The organism is Thalassotalea castellviae, assembly GCF_031846185.1.
Lineage (GTDB): Bacteria > Pseudomonadota > Gammaproteobacteria > Enterobacterales > Alteromonadaceae > Thalassotalea_H > Thalassotalea_H castellviae.
The window spans coordinates 578,713-598,662 of sequence record NZ_JAVRIF010000001.1 but is presented as its reverse complement, the minus strand read 5'-3'; the positions used below and the strand labels follow the sequence as shown (position 1 = coordinate 598,662).

General features: G+C 37.3%; 16 protein-coding genes. 11 read left to right on the top strand and 5 right to left on the bottom strand.

Translation table 11 applies throughout. The features are described from left to right. Positions 1-79 precede the first annotated feature (79 nt). Positions 80-2,152, bottom strand: coding sequence for a M13 family metallopeptidase (locus RM573_RS02680; RefSeq protein WP_311576828.1), 2,073 nt, complete (start codon positions 2,150-2,152; stop codon positions 80-82). A gap of 281 nt (positions 2,153-2,433) precedes the next feature. Here RM573_RS02680 and RM573_RS02675 point away from each other — a divergent pair, with 281 nt between their 5' ends. From RM573_RS02675 to lolE, 3 genes are read left to right on the top strand one after another with little or no spacing between them, the layout of a single operon-like run. Further along, positions 2,434-3,669, top strand: a complete 1,236-nt coding sequence (locus tag RM573_RS02675) for a lipoprotein-releasing ABC transporter permease subunit (protein ID WP_311576825.1) — start codon at positions 2,434-2,436, stop codon at positions 3,667-3,669. Next, the gene (lolD, locus tag RM573_RS02670; RefSeq protein ID WP_311576822.1) at positions 3,662-4,351 is read left to right on the top strand and encodes a lipoprotein-releasing ABC transporter ATP-binding protein LolD; all 690 of its coding nucleotides are present in this window, start codon (positions 3,662-3,664) and stop codon (positions 4,349-4,351) included. Before RM573_RS02675 ends, lolD begins: the two co-directional genes overlap by 8 nt. Next, complete coding sequence (gene lolE, locus RM573_RS02665) at positions 4,348-5,607, top strand: lipoprotein-releasing ABC transporter permease subunit LolE (RefSeq protein WP_311576819.1); 1,260 nt, start codon at positions 4,348-4,350, stop codon at positions 5,605-5,607. Before lolD ends, lolE begins: the two co-directional genes overlap by 4 nt. A 141-nt stretch (positions 5,608-5,748) precedes the next feature. Here the strand turns inward: lolE and RM573_RS02660 are convergent, their stop codons facing one another. Next, complete coding sequence (locus RM573_RS02660; RefSeq protein ID WP_311576816.1) at positions 5,749-6,270, bottom strand: DUF2062 domain-containing protein; 522 nt, start codon at positions 6,268-6,270, stop codon at positions 5,749-5,751. A gap of 29 nt (positions 6,271-6,299) precedes the next feature. Between RM573_RS02660 and RM573_RS02655 the strand changes: the two genes are divergently transcribed. The 5 genes from RM573_RS02655 to kdsB all read left to right on the top strand — a co-directional run bounded on the left by RM573_RS02655 (position 6,300) and on the right by kdsB (position 13,148). After that, positions 6,300-8,891, top strand: coding sequence for a DNA internalization-related competence protein ComEC/Rec2 (locus RM573_RS02655; RefSeq protein ID WP_311576813.1), 2,592 nt, complete (start codon positions 6,300-6,302; stop codon positions 8,889-8,891). A 325-nt stretch (positions 8,892-9,216) separates the two neighbouring features. Beyond that, the gene (gene msbA, locus RM573_RS02650) at positions 9,217-10,923 is read left to right on the top strand and encodes a lipid A export permease/ATP-binding protein MsbA (protein ID WP_311577428.1); all 1,707 of its coding nucleotides are present in this window, start codon (positions 9,217-9,219) and stop codon (positions 10,921-10,923) included. Between the two features lie 15 nt (positions 10,924-10,938). Further along, positions 10,939-12,036: a tetraacyldisaccharide 4'-kinase gene (lpxK, locus tag RM573_RS02645; RefSeq protein WP_311576810.1), complete on the top strand. Its 1,098-nt coding sequence runs from the start codon at positions 10,939-10,941 to the stop codon at positions 12,034-12,036. 102 nt (positions 12,037-12,138) lie between these two features. Continuing rightward, positions 12,139-12,324, top strand: a complete 186-nt coding sequence (locus RM573_RS02640; protein ID WP_311576808.1) for a Trm112 family protein — start codon at positions 12,139-12,141, stop codon at positions 12,322-12,324. A gap of 35 nt (positions 12,325-12,359) precedes the next feature. Then, entirely contained in the window at positions 12,360-13,148 is a 789-nt protein-coding gene (gene kdsB / locus RM573_RS02635; RefSeq protein WP_311576806.1) for a 3-deoxy-manno-octulosonate cytidylyltransferase, read from the top strand. Positions 13,149-13,192: 44 nt separating this feature from the next. Here the strand turns inward: kdsB and RM573_RS02630 are convergent, their stop codons facing one another. The 3 genes from RM573_RS02630 to RM573_RS02620 form a co-directional block, all read right to left on the bottom strand. After that, positions 13,193-13,990 (bottom strand): ribonuclease H family protein, encoded by a 798-nt coding sequence (locus RM573_RS02630; protein ID WP_311576804.1) that lies wholly within the window; start codon positions 13,988-13,990, stop codon positions 13,193-13,195. Between the two features lie 2 nt (positions 13,991-13,992). Beyond that, positions 13,993-14,778 carry a prolipoprotein diacylglyceryl transferase gene (gene lgt, locus RM573_RS02625; RefSeq protein ID WP_311576801.1) on the bottom strand — a complete coding sequence of 262 codons (786 nt, stop codon included), beginning with the start codon at positions 14,776-14,778 and terminating at the stop codon, positions 13,993-13,995. Positions 14,779-14,938: 160 nt separating this feature from the next. Continuing rightward, the gene (locus tag RM573_RS02620) at positions 14,939-15,835 is read right to left on the bottom strand and encodes a prenyltransferase (protein WP_311576798.1); all 897 of its coding nucleotides are present in this window, start codon (positions 15,833-15,835) and stop codon (positions 14,939-14,941) included. A 109-nt stretch (positions 15,836-15,944) separates the two neighbouring features. Between RM573_RS02620 and RM573_RS02615 the strand changes: the two genes are divergently transcribed. The 3 genes from RM573_RS02615 (at position 15,945) to RM573_RS02605 (ending at position 19,946) form a co-directional block, all read left to right on the top strand. Continuing rightward, positions 15,945-16,862 carry an aldo/keto reductase gene (locus RM573_RS02615; protein ID WP_311576795.1) on the top strand — a complete coding sequence of 306 codons (918 nt, stop codon included), beginning with the start codon at positions 15,945-15,947 and terminating at the stop codon, positions 16,860-16,862. A gap of 89 nt (positions 16,863-16,951) precedes the next feature. Continuing rightward, positions 16,952-17,539, top strand: coding sequence for a MarR family winged helix-turn-helix transcriptional regulator (locus RM573_RS02610; protein ID WP_311576792.1), 588 nt, complete (start codon positions 16,952-16,954; stop codon positions 17,537-17,539). Positions 17,540-17,720: 181 nt separating this feature from the next. Beyond that, positions 17,721-19,946, top strand: a complete 2,226-nt coding sequence (locus tag RM573_RS02605; RefSeq protein ID WP_311576789.1) for an ABC transporter substrate-binding protein — start codon at positions 17,721-17,723, stop codon at positions 19,944-19,946. The last annotated feature ends 4 nt before the right edge of the window (positions 19,947-19,950 follow it).

The window sequence follows — 19,950 nt, the reverse complement described above, 5'->3', positions numbered from 1 at the left end:
TATTAAATTAATAGTGAAAAATAAAAATGCCAGCTTTCATGCTGGCATTTTTATGGAAATGAAGCCGTTCAATCATGAACTACCAAATTTTCACTCGTTTCTCAGGGGCAATATACATAGCATCACCTTCTTTTACGTCAAAGGCTTGATAGAATTCAGGCATATTTGACAAAATACCTAAGGCTCTATAATTACCGGGTGAATGTGGGTCAGTTGCAATCAAGTTACGTAATGATTTTTCAACCATTTTAAAACGCCATACTTGAGCCCAACCCATAAAAAAGCGTTGATCACCCGTTAATCCGTCTATTACTGGAGCTTCATTCCCCTTTAATGAAGCTTTATAAGCTTTATAGGCAATGCTTAAACCGGATAAATCACCAATGTTTTCACCTAAGGTTAATTTGCCATTTACATGTAAATCATCGAACGCTTGATAAGCGTCATATTGAGCAACTAAAGCATCTGTACGCTCTTTAAAGGCAGATAAATCACTATCAGTCCACCAGTTTTTTAAATTACCTTCCGCGTCATATTTGCTTCCTTGATCATCAAAACCATGACCCATTTCATGACCGATAACTGCGCCTATGCCGCCATAATTGACAGCATCGTCAGCAGACATATTAAAAAATGGTGGTTGTAAGATAGCCGCAGGGAAAACTATTTCATTTACAGTAGGGTTGTAATACGCATTTACCGTTTGAGGTGTCATGCCCCATTCCCATTTTTGAATTGGACCACCTAATTTAGCCACTTCTTTATGATGCTCAGCGGTGTTGGCGCGAATGATATTGCCGACAATATCGTCTGCTTTAATTTCAAGCGAGCTATAATCTTGCCATTTGTCAGGATAACCAATTTTAGGCGTAAAAGCGGCTAATTTAACTTGAGCGGCTTGCTTAGTATCCGCTGACATCCATTCTAGGTCATTGATGCTATTTCCATAAGCGGAACGTAAGTTTTCAACCAGCTCACTCATTCGTGCTTTAGCTTCAGGTTTGAAATGTTTGGCAACATACACTTTACCAATCACTTCACCTAAATTACGGTTTACAACAGATACGCCTCGTTTCCACAACGGGCGTTGTTCATTACGACCACGAAGCTGTTTTGAATAAAAATCAAAATTTTCTTGGTCAATTTCGTTAGATAAATACCCTGCGAATCCACTGATGGTGTGGAAGGTTAAATATGTTTTGATATCAGCTAAAGAAGCATTAGCAAATACTTCACCAAAACCTTTAACAAAGCTTGGTTGATTAATAATGATTTCTTGTTGTTGAGCAACACCTTGCCCAGCTAAATATGCTTGCCAATCAAAAGCATCGGTTAATGTTGATAAATCAGTTACGGCAAATTTATTATAGCGTTTATTACTGTCTCTTGACTCAACACGTGTCCAATGGAAACCAGCAAGTTTTGTTTCCATATCCATAATAGTGGTTGCCGCCGTTTCACCATTGTCTAAACCTGCTAAGGCATACATTTTTGCGATATGTTTGGTATAACCGTCACGAATTTGGGCAAAACGTTCTGCTTCATTAAAGTAATAATCGCGGTCAGGTAAGCCTAAACCACTTTGCCAAATATGGCTGGCATAGTTACTTGAGTCTTTTGCGTCAACACTAATATAAAATGCTAACGGGCTAGCCACGCCTTTAGCTTGATATTCACCCATAAAACGCGCCACAGCACTTTTGTCTTTCAAATTATTGATGGCTGTTAAAAGAGGAACAATAGGTTGAATACCCGCGGCATTTCTTGTTTCAGTGTCCATATATGAACGGAACAAGTCAGCGACTTTTTGCTCATCACTGCCGTGTACTAAATTAGCCGTTGAGGCTAACTCTTCAATTATCACTTTTACGTTACTATCAGCCTCATCACGTAAATCCATAAATGAACCAATGGATGTTTTATCGCCAGGAATATCATTTGCTTTCAACCAGCCGCCATTGACGTACTGATAAAAGTTATCTTGTGGGCGAACAGAGGTGTCCATATTGGCTTGTTCAATTCCAGAGGCTAATACTGTTTTTTTCACGGCAGGCGCTTCAACTGAAGCGGTTTCAGTGACTTCTGATTTTGTGCTACATCCAGCAACAAACAATAGAGAAGAACAGACGGCACTTGTTATTATTTTTTTCATTGTTTTTACTCTTTTAATGGGCAAATAAAATTGAATATTTGTATCTTTGATAGGAAAATAGCGCTAAATAATAAAGGGCTATAAACATTAAAGCTACCTTGTGACATATCTAGTTACATATATGTTTGGTCGACATGTACATCAATATTTACAATACTTTCAGCCAAATATAAAAATCTCGCTAAACGAATAATTCGTTAATAAATGTTGGTTTGTGATATGCTTTTGTCATCAAAAATTTGTATTAAAAACACAACGTTAATAAAGTAAAAGATTACTCAATGTTTCATCCTGTTAGTTTTTTTATTGGTCTTCGTTATAGTAGAAGCAGAAATCCTTCTGGTTTCGTTTCTTTTATCACCTTTTTTTCTATTATTGGTATTTTGCTTGGTGTGGCTGCGCTTATTACTGTTGTCTCAGTGATGAACGGTTTTGAAGGTGAACTTAAAAAGCGAATTTTAGGCATAGTGCCTCATGTTATTGTGAGTAATAAAGAAGCTCATAAACCTATTGAACAATGGCAAACGGTCAAACAGCAACTTTCCACTCTTTCGCATGTTGAACGTGTCACGCCTATTATTGAAAATGAAGCATTAGTTTTATCTAATAACACATTACAAGGTGTGATAGTTCAAGGCGTTTTCCCCGAGCAAGAAATTCACAGTCTTGTTAGTCAAAGTATGATCGCAGGGACGTTTTTATCTCTAGAAAAATCACCTTACTCTGTGGTGATTGGCCAAGCATTAGCCCGTAAGTTAGGCGTAGTTTATGGGGATAAAATACGAGTGGTCTTGCCGAATAAAACAACGTTTACCCCCATGGGACGTATTCCAATGCAGCGCACATTTACTGTAACTGGCCTATTTAACGTGGGTTCGCAAGTTGATGATAGTGTCGTTTATGTTCATGGCCGTGATTTGACTAAGCTTTTACGAAAGCAGCCTGATGAAATCAGCCAATTAAGGTTGTATTTAGATGATGCGTTTCAAGCAAAGCAGGTGGTTGATAATATTTTGCCACCGTTAAGTCAGTTTAATTTTACTACCTGGAATGAAAGCCAAGGGGTGTTATTTTCTGCTGTAAAAATGGAAAAAAATATGATGTGGCTGATGTTAAGCTTAATTATCGCCGTTGCGGCATTTAATATTGTATCTGCTTTAGTCATGGTGGTGATTGATAAACAAGGTGAAATAGCTATTTTACAAACCTTTGGCATGAACAGAGCCGGCATTGTTAAAATATTTATTAGCCAAGGTGTGATCAATGGTGTGTGGGGAGTTTTGTTAGGGACTGTAGCTGGCATTTTAATTACGTTGAATTTAAATTCACTGTTGTCCTTTTTGGGCATGAATGTCCTAGGTGCAGGGTATACCACGCAAGCATTACCCATAGATTTACAAGTTAATCATGTCATTATTATTGCTAGTTCGGCACTATTAATGAGCTTTTTAGCGACTTTATATCCGGCGTTTAGAGCGTCCAATACTCAACCTGCCGAGGTACTTCGTAATGAGTAACGGTTTACATTGTAAACAATTGAAAAAATCCTATTTTCAAGGAAAAGTAGAGACGCCTGTTTTACATGGCCTTGATTTAACCGTTAAAAAAGGTGAGTTACTGGCTATCGTCGGCAGTTCAGGTTGTGGTAAAAGTACTTTTTTACATTTAGCGGGCGGCTTAGATAGCCCAACATCTGGTGAGGTTTTTATCAACGATATCAATATTCACCAGTTATCTGAGAAAGAAAAAGCGTCTTTTCGTAATCAGCACATTGGCTTTATTTATCAGTTTCACCATTTAATGATGGAATTTTCTGCCTTAGAAAATGTTGCCATGCCTCTATTAATCAGAGGAGATAGTGTTAAATCGGCGCAAGCTGTAGCTGCTAATATGTTAGAAAAGGTTGGTTTGGCGCATCGAAGTCATCATCGTCCAGCTGAATTATCTGGAGGAGAAAGACAGCGTGTTGCTATTGGTAGAGCATTGGTGACTGAACCTGCCTTAGTGTTAGCAGATGAGCCTACAGGTAATTTAGACTTTGATACCGCAGAGCAAATTTATCAATTATTAAAAGAGCTCAACAATACGGTACAAACCAGTTTTGTTATTGTTACTCATGATTTAACGTTAGCGGCAAAAATGGACCGACAGTTACAACTCGATCACGGTCAGCTAAAACCATTAGTGGATAATGAATGATGTTTAAGCCGTTAAGTGTTTTTGTCGGGCTAAGATATATTGCCAATAGACAAGGAAAAGGGTTCACCTCGTTTATCTCCGCCTCGTCAACGTTAGGTATTACCTTAGGTGTCATGATTTTAATATTAGTGCTTTCCGCTATGAACGGTTTTGAAAGAGTATTGGCACAACACCTACTTTCTATTGTGCCACACAGTGAATTAATTTCTGTCAATGACCCGATGGAAGACTGGCAAAACGTGATTAATAACGTCAATGAAAATCCTAACGTGCTCGGCGCTGCACCTGTAATTAAAATGCAGGGGATGATGCAAAAAGGGGCACATTTAAAAGGGTTGGAGTTAAGAGGGGTAGATCCTCAGTTAGAATTAACTGTTTCAAGTATCGGTCGTTATATTGATACAGGCACTTGGCAAGATTTAAATAAAGAAAACAGTGTGGTAATTGGTGCAGGGATCGCGAAGAAGTTAAACGTTGGACTTGGCGACAGTGTACAAATGTTATTACCGCCATTGAAACAAGGCAAACAGAGCAATCAACAGGTAAGTGCACTGACCAAACGAAACTTAACCATCGTTGGAATATTTAAATTTGGTGGTGAAATAGACAGTAATCAAGCTTATGTATCCTTAAAGCTAGCCAGTGATATTCTTCATTTTAAAAATGGCGAAATACAAGGTATACGCATAAAAGTTGATGATGTTTTTAATGCGCCGGTCATTGCGCGAAATGTTGCTTACAGCCTTGATAATTATTTATATATTTATGATTGGACGCGCACGCAAGGGCATTTATATAACGATATTCAACTGGTTCGTATGGTGATGTTTGTCGTTTTAGTGCTGGTGATAGCGGTGGCAAGTTTTAATATCGTATCAACGTTGATCATGTCGGTTAATGAGAAAAAAAGTGATATTGCTATTTTAAAAACCATGGGAGCACGCTCTTCTACTATAATGCTGACCTTTATTTTACAAGGCATTACCAATGGCATACTCGGTTGTGTTGTAGGTGGTAGTTTAGGGGTGTATTTAGCGAAAAATTTAACCGAATTTTCGACGGCGATTGAAAGCTTTATTGGTGTAAAATTTTTATCTGGTGATGTTTACTTTATCGATTTTCTACCTACTTATGTTAATCAAAGTGATGTGATGATCACCATTTCAACCGCACTATTTTTAACTTTCATAGCGACGCTTTATCCAGCATGGCGTGCTACAAAAGTAGACCCCGCGCAAGTGCTAGGGCAGCTTTAACTATTTTTATCTATTTGCAGGACAGTTCAATAACGAAATGCATCAGAATTCATTAAAGCGCCTCATGCTAGGGGCTAGTTTTATGCTGGTTGAAAATTAAAACTCGCTATTTTTTATTGTGAGAATTTACTTGGATGCTTATTACTTGGTCACTTTTCGAGTGAGTCGTTTTTTCCATTCTTTGACAACTGAATAACGCCAAAGCGCATGTATTCCAAAGTAACCAATAATAGAAAACAAGGTAGCGAGCACACCACACCCCAAGATAAAAGCAGGGCCAATGGTTGAAACGCTTTCAACAAGCCATTGCCAACTTGCTTCAAAAACAAAGGCTTTTTCTGATGCGCCTAGGATCCAAGTGCCCACAACGTAGCAAAAATAAAAAATTGCTGGCATTGTCAATGGGTTAGTGATCCAAACTAAGGCAATTGAAAGGGGTAAATTTGCATGTACTATAATGGCTATGCCTGCGGCTAAAACCATTTGAAACGGTACTGGAATAAAAGCACAGAACAAACCGACAGCAAAAGCTTTTGCGACTGAACGTCTGTTTAAATGCCATAAATTTCCGTTGTGAAGTAGATCGCCAAATATCTGTAAATGCTTATTATTTTTGATTGTATGGTGATCAGGCATAAACTTTTTAATGATTTTTTTAGGCATACACTCACAAATTATGGAAAGCAATCACTATGGATTGGTGGTTAATCACATTTTTTCTTGGTGCGCTATTGTCACTGTTTTTGACAACAGTGCCAACTATATTTTGCGTTGTTTTTAGTTTAGTTGTTGCTAGCATATTATTTTACTGGCCAAAAACACGTAAATATACAGGATTATTTTTAGGTTTAGCTTGGTTATTGTATCACGGGACTATTTATCAAGAGCGTAAACTGAGCTTTTATCCCACAAAAACAAATAGTGCTCGTGCTGCGCTAATTGTCAAAGGAACCGTCTCTACCATTCCTCGACTTAGTCACAACACACAACGTTTTAACTTTGATATTTCACATATAAATAACGAAAGGCTAGCAGATAATTATAAGGTTAGACTGGCTTGGAAAAATGCGACTGATCGTCACGCTACTATTTTGTCTCAAGGGCAACAATGGCAATTAAAAGTTCGACTGAAACCCGCTCATGGTTTAGCAAACACTGGAGGGTTTAGTTATCAAAGCTGGTTACGAAAAAAACAATTGGTTGCCACGGGTTATGTGTTGAACGATAAGATAACTGCTAAAACTAAATGTTTGCATGAAACTAAATGTTTGCAGAAAACAAACCATTCTAAAGTACTATTAACCAATAATGTTGCGATCGAAAAAAATATCTTAATCGACAACAATATTTCGCTTCGCCATCGGCTTTATCAAAAAATATCATTGCTGATGCCTTCGCATAAATTATCTCCAATTGCTTTAGCATTAATGTTTGGTGAAAGAAGCCAGCTGAGCAGTGCACATTGGCAAGTTTTAAAAAATACCGCAACACAACACCTTATTGCTATTTCTGGTTTACATTTAGGTTTAGTGGCAGGGGGAGGCTATCTGCTTTTTAGCGGGCTAATTACTCTTTTACCGTTAGGTTTAATGCTGCCGTTAAAGCTGAAACGAAAAGCTTTATTGCTCAATTATCAATTCATCGTTATTTTTCTGACCTTAATATTGGTCTTTTTTTATAGTTATTTAGCCGGTTTTTCTGTGCCTACCTCACGGGCTTTAATCATGCTTTTGTTATATTGGGCGGCAAAAGTATTAGCTATTAGATTAAGCGTTACAAGGCTCATTCTCTTAACTATTTTCATCATTATTCTAGTTACGCCTTTTAGCTTATTTTCAAGTAGTTTTTGGTTATCTTTATATGCGGTAACGACTATTTTTATTTTGTTATGGAGGTTTCGGGAGGGTTTTTTAAAACAGCGAGAAAAACAGACAAAGCAATTAACGAAAGGTAAACAATGGTTCTTATCGCTGTTTTACTTACAAGTTGGCCTGATCTTTTTGATGATACCTATAACGGTTCAGTTTAATCATCAATTATCATTATTAGCATTGCCGGCAAATTTAGTTGCTGTGCCTTGGATGAGCGTAACCTCGATCCCTTTTAGTTTATTAGCGGTGGTGTTTGCGCCGTTTAGCGAGCTAATCTCTGAGTTTTTCATCCATGCTTCATTGCTTAGTTTATCGTTACTTTGGCAATACTTAACTTGGCTAAGTGATTTTTCACTCGCAGCTATGAATGTTTCAGTGACACAATGGGGGTATTTATTGGCATTTATCTGTTTTATTTTCTGTTACTTAATTGTTGATATTCACAAGCAACTGTTACGTTTTTTTTGCTGTATGTTCATCCTGTTAGGATGTATCACATTTGCAAAACAAGGTGGAAAAGATGAATTTTGGCAAGTTAATGTCATGGATGTAGGACAAGGGCTTTCAGTGATCATTGAAACCAATATCGGCCAAAAAAATGCCATTTTTTTGCAACACGGAAATAGCATAGAACAAGAAAAGCAAAACCAAGTGATGGTTTACGACACTGGCGCTAGTTTCCCAAGTGGCTTTTCAATGGTTGAGGCTGTGATTGAACCGTTTTTAATCAGCCAAGGTTATCAAACCATAGATAAGTTGATTATCAGTCACGATGATAATGATCACGCAGGTGGCTTACCTGTTCTAACAGATAAGTTTGTCATTAAAGCGCTTTATTACAATAAAGAAAATAATAGCGTTGAGCAGGTTAAAACGCTCAGCAAAGCGTTTAATACGTCCAAGATTAGCATTCATAGAAATCGCTGTTTGGCGGGAGAAACGCAGAGATGGCAGCATTTAACCCTTGAATTTCTATGGCCTAATATTGTAAAAGCAAGAGATAATGATGATTCATGTGTGATCAAAATATCTGATGGTAAAACAAGTGTGTTATTAACCGGTGATATTTCCCAAAAGATTGAGCGTGCGTTAATCAGCGCTCATGCATCAAAAAGTTCGGATAACAAAACATCGCTCGATGCAGATATTTTGATTGTGCCACATCATGGCTCAAAAACATCCTCCTCTATAGCTTTTATTAAAGATGTGTCACCACAATATGCTGTTTTTAGTGCTGGTTTTTTAAATCGCTGGAATATGCCCGTTGCAGATGTGGTAAAACGATACCACCAACAAAATATAACTACCTTCAATACTGCCGAACTTGGCATGATCCAATTTGTTATTACACCAGAGAAGGTAACCGTGAAAACGCAACGGCAAGATCTATGGCCTTTCTGGTTTGCTAACTAAGGTTTTCTATATAAGGTTGTCTAAATAAGGTTTGCGGTATCGTTCTGTGCGGCAAAATGCACAGTAGTAAACTTATGTAGTTTATCTGCATGAGTGTTACATCATGTATATTACGGCATTTTTGATAAATTTACCGATCACAGCGAAATCTTGCCTTGGTTGCAGCAGCAATTAAGGCTAAAATAGCTAAGTAATTAATATTTAAGTCATTGAGAATTGAATGTCGAGTCAAGCTGACACTAAATTAGAAAATACTCACTCAGATAACACGAGTAGTCACCTACAAAATACCCAAGAACATACTTGGCAAAATTTTAAACGCTTAATGGGCTATGCCAAAGCGTATAAAAGTGCCGGTATTTTTGCTATTTTCTCCATGCTAGGTTATGCCTCAATTGATGTGTATTTTCTTTCCAAATTACCGGCACTAATTGATGAAGGTTTATCTGGGGCTAACCCTGAGTTTATGAAATGGGCACCGGTTTTTGTGGTGGTGTGTTTTATTTTTCGCGGCATTTTTCATTTTTTAAGTAATTATTGTTTAGCTTGGGTGGGGAATAATGTGGTGACCGACCTAAGACAAAGTATATTTGAGCATGTGATGTCAATGCCGGTGGCTTATCATGACAAAGTCTCAACCGGAACGCTGATCTCCAAACTTACTTTTGATACAGAACAAGTCCTTCAAGCGAGTAGTAAGTCACTATTAACCTTAGTGCAACAAGGGGCATTTGTCTTTGGCCTTTTAGTCTTAATGTTTTGGCAAAGTTGGCAGTTATCTGCGATCTTTTTAGTGATAACACCTATTATTGCGGTTATTGTCACCATAGTTTCTCGTCGTTTCAGAAAAGTCAGTAAGAATATTCAAAATGCCATGGGCGAAGTCACCAAAGCTGCCGAGCAAACATTTAATGGTCATAAAGTGGTGCTGACATTTGATGGTCAAACACGTGAAAATGAACGTTTTGGTCAAATTAATAAACACAATCGTCAACAACAAATGAAAATGGTAGCGACTAAATCTGCTAGTGTGCCACTGATCCAAATTATTGCGTCGTTTGCCTTAGCCTTTGTACTTTATTTAGCAAATCTTGATGGGTTTGTTGAAAACTTAACGGCAGGTGTTTTTATGGGCGTAGTCACTTATATGACTATGTTACTTAGGCCACTAAAATTACTCACGAATGTTAATAGCGAATTTCAAAAAGGAATGGCAGCGTCAGAAAGCATTTTTGCACTTTTAGATGAAGATAAAGAAAAAGATCGTGGCACTATCGCCATTCAAAAAGCCCAAGGTAAGTTAGTGTTTGACGCGGTTAATTTTGCTTACCCTGGCGATGAAAAACCAGCGTTAACGGATATTAACTTTGCTGCAAATGCGGGGGAAACTATCGCGCTAGTGGGGCGTTCTGGTAGTGGTAAATCTACAGCAAGTGCCTTATTGTTGCGCTTCTATGATGCGACATCAGGTCGAGTATTGATTGACGATACCAATATTATTGATTATCGCTTAAAAGATTTACGCAAACAATTTGCTTATGTGTCTCAACAGGTCGTTCTGTTTAACGATTCTTTGGCCAATAATATTGCATACGGTAAACCACAAGCCACGATAGAAGAGATAACGGCAGCAGCTAAAAAAGCACATGTCTTAGAATTTGCTGAAAACTTACCGCAAGGTTTAGACACTAACATTGGCGATAATGGCGCATTATTATCTGGCGGGCAACGTCAACGAGTCGCCATTGCAAGAGCCTTGTTATGTGATGCACCTTTTTTAATTTTAGATGAAGCCACCAGCGCATTAGATACTGAGTCAGAGCGACATATTCAAGATGCACTGACAGAATTACAAAAAAATCGCACTTGTTTGGTGATTGCTCATCGCTTATCAACCATTGAAAGTGCCGATAAAATTATTGTCATGGAGCAAGGTAAAATCATCGAACAAGGCGATCATAAAACCTTGTTGGCAAAAGATGGTGCGTATGCACAATTGCACCGTTTTCAATTTGGCTCAGCGGATGACTAAACGGATAATAACTTTATGCGTTTAATAGAAAAAGTTTGGTTTCAAGGTCACGCCGCCAAATGGTGGTTAGTGCCGTTAATGTTACCGCTCAGCATACTTTTTTGGGGGGTGTCAGTTTTTCGTCGATTATTATTTTCCCTCGGCATAAAAAAAAGTATTCGACTTAATTGCCCAGTCGTGGTGGTGGGCAATATTGGTGTTGGTGGTAATGGCAAAACGCCGGTTGTGTTATTTTTGGTTGAACAACTTTTAAAGCAAGGGATTAAGGTAGGGGTGTTAAGTCGTGGCTACGGCGGTAAAGCGCCTTATTATCCTTATTTGTTAACAGAGCAAAGTACTGCACGTGAAGCAGGCGATGAACCAATACTTATTTATCAACGTTGTCAGGTACCTGTTGTGGTGGGGGCTGATCGAATAGCAGCAGCAAAGCAATTAATCGAGCTAGGTTGTCAAATCATCATAAGTGACGATGGTTTGCAACATTATCGATTAAAACGTGATTACGAATTATTAGTGGTTGATGGTAACCGCTTGTTTGGTAATGGTTTATTATTACCTGCCGGACCTTTACGCGAAACCACACAACGATTAAATAGCGTAGATGGAATTATCGTAAACGGGGTTAAAAGTCTTGATGGTTGCGAACGCGTAAATGATAGTTTGATAAAGAGTAAAACCGTTAAACACTTTATGCAGCTAAGTGCGCGTCGAATAGTCAATGTGAAAAGTGGTGAAGTGATAGAACTAGCGAACTTTATTCAAGCGCAACCCAAGGTTAATGCTCTGGCGGGAATTGGTGATCCGCAACGTTTTTTTAGTTATGTGGCTGAGCTGGGTTTTTCGCTTAACAAACAACAAGGTTTTGTTGATCATCAAGCGTATCAGCCATCGCTGTTTGATGACATTGATCAGCCAATATACCCAGAAAACACTGAACAAATAGAAAACGACCACCATAAAATACCGCTGTTAATGACGGAAAAAGATGCGGTAAAATGTACTGAATTTGCTCAAGATCATTGGTGGTATTTACCCGTTGATGCATGTTTTACCGAGCAATCTAAAGCGTTATTGATCACTGAGTTGATGAGTTTACTGAACCCGACTAAATGATGAATACTGTGTTTATTACCTTAAATTTAAATATTGATAATCACCTTAAGCGACTCGATGTTTAAACATGAAATAATTGAACCAATAAAATGAGAAAATATAATGGCTTTTGATATTAAGTTAATGGAAATATTAGCGTGTCCTGTTTGCAAAGGTAAACTCGATTATAAAAAAGATCAGAAAGAGTTGATCTGTAATTTTGACCGTTTAGCATACGCCATTGTTGACGATATTCCTGTGCTATTAGAAAGCGAAGCACGCCGAGTGAGTGAAGATGAAAACGTTTAATCGTTTTCTCGCCAATTAATAAAATAGGAATAATTATGTCATTTGTTGTTGTGATCCCTGCACGCTATCAATCATCTCGTTTACCAGGAAAAGTGCTGGCTGATATTCAAGGTAAACCGATGATCCAGTGGGTTGTCGAAAAAGCTGAAAAAAGTGGCGCTAAAAAAGTGATCGTTGCAACGGATAATGATGAAGTTGCTAAAGCTGTGACAGGTTTTGGTGGTGAAGTCTGTAAAACCCGTGCAGATCATCAATCAGGTACAGAGCGTTTAGCTGAAGTGATGGAACACTATCAATTTGATGATGATCAGGTGATAGTTAATGTGCAAGGAGATGAACCATTTATTCCGGCAGAAAACATTGCGCAAGTGGCTAAAAACTTAGCTAATCAACAAAGGACTAACCAACAACAAGCTAGAATGGCTACTCTTGCTGTACATATTAGTGATGTTGAAGAAGCATTAAACCCTAATGCGGTTAAAGTGTTATGTGATAAAGATGGTTATGCTTTGTATTTTAGCCGAGCCACTATTCCTTATGATCGTGAGCGATTTTTAAATAATGACCATATCACCGACATTGGCGATTTTTACTTAAGGCATATTGGTATATATGCTTATCGTGCAGGATTTATTAAAGATTACGTAAACTGGCCTGCAAGTCAGCTAGAGCAAATTGAGTCACTCGAGCAGTTACGAGTACTTTGGCAAGGCGAGAAAATACATGTTGATGTTGCCCAGTCGCGGTTACCGGTAGAAGGGGTTGATACACCTGAAGATTTAGAAAAAGCGCGAGAGTTTGCTAAAAACTTAACCGGCAGCTAAATTATCTAATAAAAAAGGTCAGCAACAGCTGACCTTCAAAATTTTTAACCTGACGGCATCGCCAATATCTCTTTAATATTTAACGTGCCGGTAAATTTGAGAAACTTCGTTTCTTGTTTCATTCTCCCTAACACCGCCATTCTGTCAGACAATTCATTGCCTTCGATATTGGCATGTCCTTTTACGTGCTTGATAATGATGTTGTTTTTTATTTCTTGATAAAGGCTATAACAGGCTTGAACGAGTTCTGGATTTTTAATTGGTTGGCCATCGGCTTTTTTCCAACCTTTGTTTTTCCAACCTGCTGCCCATTTAGTAATACAATCAATTGAATATTTGGAATCTGATAACACTTGTACACTCTTACCTTGTTGAATAAAGGTTTTCGCGAGTTTAAATGCTTCAAGCATACCGTTTAATTCGGCAGTGTTGTTTGTGCCATTAGCTTCATATAAACCATACCAAAGCTCAGTCAGCGTTGTTTGTTGATAAACAGCTATACCAGTGCCTGATTTTCCTGGGTTAGGCGAGCACGCGCCGTCACAGTATATGTTGATATCGGCATCGTTACTGACATTTCTTGATGAGCTTAGTGATTTATTTACCGTCGGTTTATTCGATGCAGGTTTACTGGTTGCTGGAGAACTGCCACCTTTTGATAATGAGCGTTTCATTAACGCTTTAGTATAACTTTCTGCAAAGGCGGCTTTTGCTTCTGCTTGAGAAGGAAAACCCATAAATTGGGCATCGCTGCGACCTGCGGTGACACTTTGAACTGTGCCCCAATTATCGAATACGCCCGTTTTAGCGCCTTTCCATACCACATAGTATTTTTTTGCCATTTTTAATCATTAACCTTATGTTTTATCGACCAAATAACAAGCACAACGCCAACAAGGAAAAACGGCACACTAAGCATTTGTCCGGTATTTAATGAGCTTTCAATGGTGTATGTGGCTTGTTGCTGTTTAAAAAACTCGATAACGAATCGAGCCGTAAAGGTCATGATCAAAAACACACCTAATAACATACCTTGATAGTTTTTCGCTTTGGTCAATTTATACATTATGGTTAAGCTGATAAATATTAAGCTGTAAGCGAGTGCTTCATAAAGTTGAGCAGGATGCCTAGCAACATTATCAACACGTTGAAAGATAACCGCCCAAGGTACATCGGTTGCTTTTCCGATTATTTCTGCGTTGACAAAATTAGCGCTGCGCACAAATATACCGAAAAGGGCTGTTGCTATGGCTAATCGGTCGAGTAACCAAATAAAGCTTATTGGATTTTTTTTCGTGTAAAAATAACTGCCAATGATCGCGCCTAAACCACCACCGTGACTTGCTAAACCACCTTCCCATATTGCGAGTATTTTTAATGGATTAGCAAAATAATAACTCGGCTCATAAAAGAAACAGTGGCCAAGACGAGCACCTACAATTATACCAATAACCACATAGACTAATAAATTGTCGAGGGATTCAACATTTTGATTTTCTTGTTGATATATCCACTTCATATAAGATAAGCCCGCAAAAATTGAGCTTGCGAAAATTGCACCGTACCAATGAATAGTGATAGGTCCAAGTGCGAGCATAACGGGATCTATGTTCCAAACAAAATGTTCCACAATACAGCCTTTTAAAAAGTGTTTTATTTTAATGGCGGCTAATATATCAAGCTATTCATGCGATGTGCAGGACTATCTTGGCTAACCATGAAAAAAACTTAAAATATAGGAGGGATTTTAAGCTTAATCAGAGTTTTTCGAATCACTAAATCGCATAACATTAACCGGCAATCAATAAGCTGATGGCTAATAACAAGGGGGTAATATTGGCGGATAGAACATTTAAGATCATTGCGTTTGGATGTTCTGCAATCTTTTCACCGAATAAATAATAGTGAGGAAAAGCGATAAAATTTAATAATAGCGGAAGAAAACAAACGGCTGAAATGAAAGGTAAGACTTTTTTCATTATCAATACACCTAAAAGAATGGCAGAAAATATCGCAAATAACAGGTAAACAACGCTGGCGATTTTAGTGCCATATTTTATTGGCAAATGATTTCTACCAGATTTTTTATCTGCCTGTATATCTGGAAATTGATTAATTAATAGCAAATTATTAATTAAAAAGAAGGGGATAAGTGAAATTAGCCAAACGTCATTTGAATAGCTTAATGTTTGCGTTAAATAGCTTCCGTTGACTATTAACAAACCAAACCCCAAGCCGGGCGCTATTAGGCATAAAAAGGGGGTTTTATTTAACCATTTGGTGTAAGTGAAAATGATCACGGCCCCTAACATTCCTAAAGGTATCACTTTACTACCAATGACCAGCGTAAAGTATAAACCAACGAGTAACACTATTGTGGCTGCAAAGTTAGCTATCTTTAAAACGTTACTGGCTAAATGAGGACTTGTTTTCAATAAACCACTGCCACCACTAAAAGGCGTTGGCGTCGTGATTAAATCTAAACCACTATGAAAATCTTGATATTCATTTAAACAATTTACCGCAATCGCTGAAAATAAGGCGGCAATCAAAGTTAAAATAAAACTTACCAGTTGAAACTCAACGTGATGATAATGTGATATCGACAAACCTAAGAACACGCAAATTGGTGCCAGTAATAAAAAAGGGGCTCTTATTGCAGGAAGACAAGCAATTAAATTTTTCATACGTATAGCGTAACCTTGGTTATTTACGTTAATATGTGATTGTTTTATTGAGATAACTTTATCAAAACACTTTACACAAAAATTCGCCACAAAAATATCAAGGATTGTCATGCAATTTAAGCATTTAAAACATACTGAATTTACTTCATCAAGATTGATTTATGGTTGTATGCGTATCACAGGAGAGAATAGTGAGGCGGATCGTAAAAAAGGAAAAGCGGCAATTTATAGTGCGATTGAAGCCGGTTATAACCATTTTGATCATGCTGATATATACGGTGGTGGCGAGTGTGAAAGTTTATTTGGCGAAATATTAAAAGAATCTCCGAGTCTAAGAGACGATATTCTGATTACATCAAAAGCGGGTATTAGACCGAAAAAAAAACACAGTGATTATTCGCCAACACGTTATGATTTTTCTAAGCAATACATTTTAGAAAGTGTGAATGGTTCGTTAGGTCGACTAGGGGTTGAACAGCTAGATTTATTTATGTTGCATCGCCCTGACTTTTTAATGAATGTGCATGAAGTTGCTGAAACATTTGCTATTTTAAAAGCCAGTGGCAAAGTGAAACATTTTGGCGTAAGTAATTTTAAACCTAGCCAAGTTGAAAGTTTACGCTCGGTTATGTCGATGCCTTTGGTGGCAAACCAAGTAGAAATTAATATACATAACATTGATACGTTAATCGATGGTACGTTAGATCAATGCCAACAACATAAAATAACGCCTATAGCCTGGTGTCCTTTAGGTGGAGTAGCCTATCCTGCGTGGGGAAATACTTTTACTAGTGAAGATGAACAACGTATTGAAATTGAATTAAAACTACAAGCGCAAAAATATCAATGTCAACCTTGGCAGGTGATATTAGCTTGGTTGTTATTGCATCCAGCGGGCATTTTTCCAATTATTGGTTCCACTACACCGTCACGTATTGCTGCTGCGAAAGTTGCTTTAGATTTGCAATATTCGCGTGAAGATTGGTATCGATTATTCGAAGCAAGAAATGGTGAAACGGTTCCTTAAATTAAGGTGACACATAAGGTTATTTATGAATAACTGAGCAGGTTGTTTCGCTAATACAGTGTAAACCTTTAACAACAAAGTAATGAAAGGTGATTATTATTAAACCAACCGCTAGAAGTCAAGCCTTTGAATTAACAAAAGAAAATGATAACCCCTTAGATCTGTCAAATCATTTACCTTTTCGAATTGCTGTTGTTAGTAACTTACTTGCCTTAAACCGTGATTGGAAAATCAGAAACCTTTGTGAACTTGATCCAAGGGAAATACGTGTGTTACTCAATATCGGTTCTTATATGCCGATTAAGTCGGCTGATATTGCTTATCAATCACGGTTAGACTCTTATACCGTTAGCCGCGCAGTAAAAAAACTCTTGGCATTAGACCTAATTAAAACTCAAGCAGATTCGCATAAAAAAAATGTTAAAAATTTACTGTTAAACAATAAAGGTAAAGCGATTTATCAGCAAGTTGTCAGTGCAATGGATGCACGCTCAAAACAGTTAGAAAGCGTATTATCTGAAGATGAGTTACGGCTTTTGTATAGTATGCTAGAAAAAGTTGAAAATAAAGCAGAGCAACTGCTAGCACAGCAAGCTACTGAGTTGATCCTTGAAGGTTTTGATGCCCCGGCTGATCAAAAAGAATTAATTCGATGGTATAAAAAAAGCTCTAGTTAATGAAAGCTCTTGTACATAGGGTTTTCATTGATAAGAAACTAAAGTTATAGCTAAAGTTAAATTAAATGATGATTAATGCGGGCTTTGTTCTATTATTTAGGTATCGTGAAATTCTAATTAATCTGGAAAAGTTGTTTTCATGCTGAAAAACCTGATTTTCATTCTCTTTATACTTCTCTCAATGAAATCTTCCGCTAATGATCCTGTGGTCTTGCAATTAAAATGGAAGCATCAATTTCAATTTGCCGGTTTTTATGCGGCCGTAGAAAAAGGTTATTATCAGCAAGCTGGCTTCGATGTTGAAATCAGAGAGCATGTTCAAAATTCTTCTCCTGCACAAGAAGTACTAAGTGGGCGCGCCACATTTGGTATTTCTGATTCAAGTATTGTTTTATATCGAATGAAAAATCAGCCAGTGGTGGTACTTGCCAGTATTTTTCAACATAGCCCACTTGTTATTTTATCGTTATCTTCATCAGAAATAAGATCACCAGAAGATCTAATTAATAAACGAGTGATGTATCAAAAAGGGATTGATGATGCGCCATTAACCGCGATGTTTTCAACCGTAGGAATAAGCAACGAACAATTTACTCATGTCCCTCATACTTTTAAGAATGAAACTTTATTGGAAGGTGAAATAGATGCACTTTCAGTGTATTTAACAAATCAACCTAAGTGGTTTGAAGAAAAAGGCATAGAAGTGAACATCATGGACCCCGTGAATTATGGTGTCGACTTTTATGGTGATCTGCTGTTTACCAGTGAGCAATATATTCAAGACTCGCCTGAAAAAGCACTCGCATTTAAAGAAGCCAGTATTAAAGGTTGGCAATATGCCTTGAATAATCAAGATGAAATTATCGCCTTAATTAAAAGTAAATATCAAAACCAACAATCTATTGAACATTTAAAGTATGAAGCCAAGCATACTACGCGTATGATCAAACCGTTAACCATACCTATTGGTACTACTTTCCCTGAAAGGTTTCAACGGATTGCCAATATTTATCGAGATTTGAATATGGTCCCAAATGACGCGTCGGTATCGGGGTTATTAATCGATGACTATTTAAAAGCAAGCGCAGATAAAGATCGACAACTCTATTACTATTTATTGTTTTTTATCATATTTTTAGCGTTATCGCTCACTTTTGTCTTGTTATTTAATAAACGTTTGAGAAAGTTGGTTATTTATAGGACAAATGAACTTAAGCAATCGAATGATACGTTAGCGAATAAAATTGAAGTCATCGCTTTGCAAAATGAAGCATTGCAAATCGAAAAAACAAATGCTGAATCTGCAAGCAAAGCTAAAAGTGACTTTGTTTCTAATATGAGTCATGAAATTCGTACTCCGTTAAATGGGATATACGGCTCATTGCAATTATTAAAACAAGAGAAGTTATCTGAAAAAGGGCAGGAATACGTTGAAAATGCGATCTCTTCAGGAGAAAGCTTACTTGTGGTTATCAATGATATTTTAGACTTTTCAAAAATTGAAGCTGGCAAATTAATGTTAGATATTAAGCCATTCGATTTTGCTGCATTATTTGAAACCACTATTAAAAATGTACAACACATTCCTAAAGATAAAGGCTTGAATTTTTCTTGGTCGATAGGTGATATGCATTCATATTGGCTGGGCGATGATATTAGAATTAAGCAAATTTTAATTAACCTGTTATCTAATGCCTTTAAATTTACAGAAGAAGGTAGCATAAGCATTCAGTGCCAAGAGCAAATAAAAAACGACATCCCAAGTATCATAATTGAAATAACTGACACAGGTATAGGGTTGACAGAAGAAAGCCAAAAATCGCTTTTTACTCGTTTTGAACAGCAAGATTCATCAATCACTCGAAAATTTGGTGGTACTGGACTTGGCCTTTCTATTGTTCAGTCGTTAGTTGACTTGATGGCAGGTGAAATATCTGTTGCTAGTAAAGTGGGTGAAGGTAGTACCTTTACTGTTATATTACCTTTGAAAAAAACCATAAACGTTAAAGAAACTACTGTAGAAATAAAAACCCCAAATCTATTAAATAAAACTATTCTAATCGTTGAAGATAATCGAATTAATCAAACGATTATTAAAACCATGTTAGCGCCAACACAAGCAAACCTTGTACTGGCTAATAATGGAAAAGAAGCGGTAGATAAACATAAAGCCTGTCAGCCTGATGTGATATTTATGGATATTCAAATGCCGGTATTAGATGGTATTAGTGCTTGCCAGCAAATAAGAGAGCAAGATCATACAACGCCAATTATTGCCTTAACTGCGAATGTAATGACAACTGATGTTGAAGTCTATTTACAAAAAGGCTTTAACGCCTATATCCCCAAACCGACTGAGCAAAATATGCTATATCAAACGCTTTATGAATTTTTACTAAAGAAATAACCCG

Coding starts and splice junctions, on each gene's coding strand:
- RM573_RS02680 (WP_311576828.1), bottom strand. CDS start 2,152: ATGAAAAAAATAATAACAAGTGCCGTCTGTTCTTCTCTATTGTTTGTT.
- RM573_RS02675 (WP_311576825.1), top strand. CDS start 2,434: ATGTTTCATCCTGTTAGTTTTTTTATTGGTCTTCGTTATAGTAGAAGC.
- lolD (WP_311576822.1), top strand. CDS start 3,662: ATGAGTAACGGTTTACATTGTAAACAATTGAAAAAATCCTATTTTCAA.
- lolE (WP_311576819.1), top strand. CDS start 4,348: ATGATGTTTAAGCCGTTAAGTGTTTTTGTCGGGCTAAGATATATTGCC.
- RM573_RS02660 (WP_311576816.1), bottom strand. CDS start 6,270: ATGCCTAAAAAAATCATTAAAAAGTTTATGCCTGATCACCATACAATC.
- RM573_RS02655 (WP_311576813.1), top strand. CDS start 6,300: ATGGATTGGTGGTTAATCACATTTTTTCTTGGTGCGCTATTGTCACTG.
- msbA (WP_311577428.1), top strand. CDS start 9,217: ATGGGCTATGCCAAAGCGTATAAAAGTGCCGGTATTTTTGCTATTTTC.
- lpxK (WP_311576810.1), top strand. CDS start 10,939: ATGCGTTTAATAGAAAAAGTTTGGTTTCAAGGTCACGCCGCCAAATGG.
- RM573_RS02640 (WP_311576808.1), top strand. CDS start 12,139: ATGGCTTTTGATATTAAGTTAATGGAAATATTAGCGTGTCCTGTTTGC.
- kdsB (WP_311576806.1), top strand. CDS start 12,360: ATGTCATTTGTTGTTGTGATCCCTGCACGCTATCAATCATCTCGTTTA.
- RM573_RS02630 (WP_311576804.1), bottom strand. CDS start 13,990: ATGGCAAAAAAATACTATGTGGTATGGAAAGGCGCTAAAACGGGCGTA.
- RM573_RS02620 (WP_311576798.1), bottom strand. CDS start 15,835: ATGAAAAATTTAATTGCTTGTCTTCCTGCAATAAGAGCCCCTTTTTTA.
- RM573_RS02615 (WP_311576795.1), top strand. CDS start 15,945: ATGCAATTTAAGCATTTAAAACATACTGAATTTACTTCATCAAGATTG.
- RM573_RS02605 (WP_311576789.1), top strand. CDS start 17,721: ATGAAATCTTCCGCTAATGATCCTGTGGTCTTGCAATTAAAATGGAAG.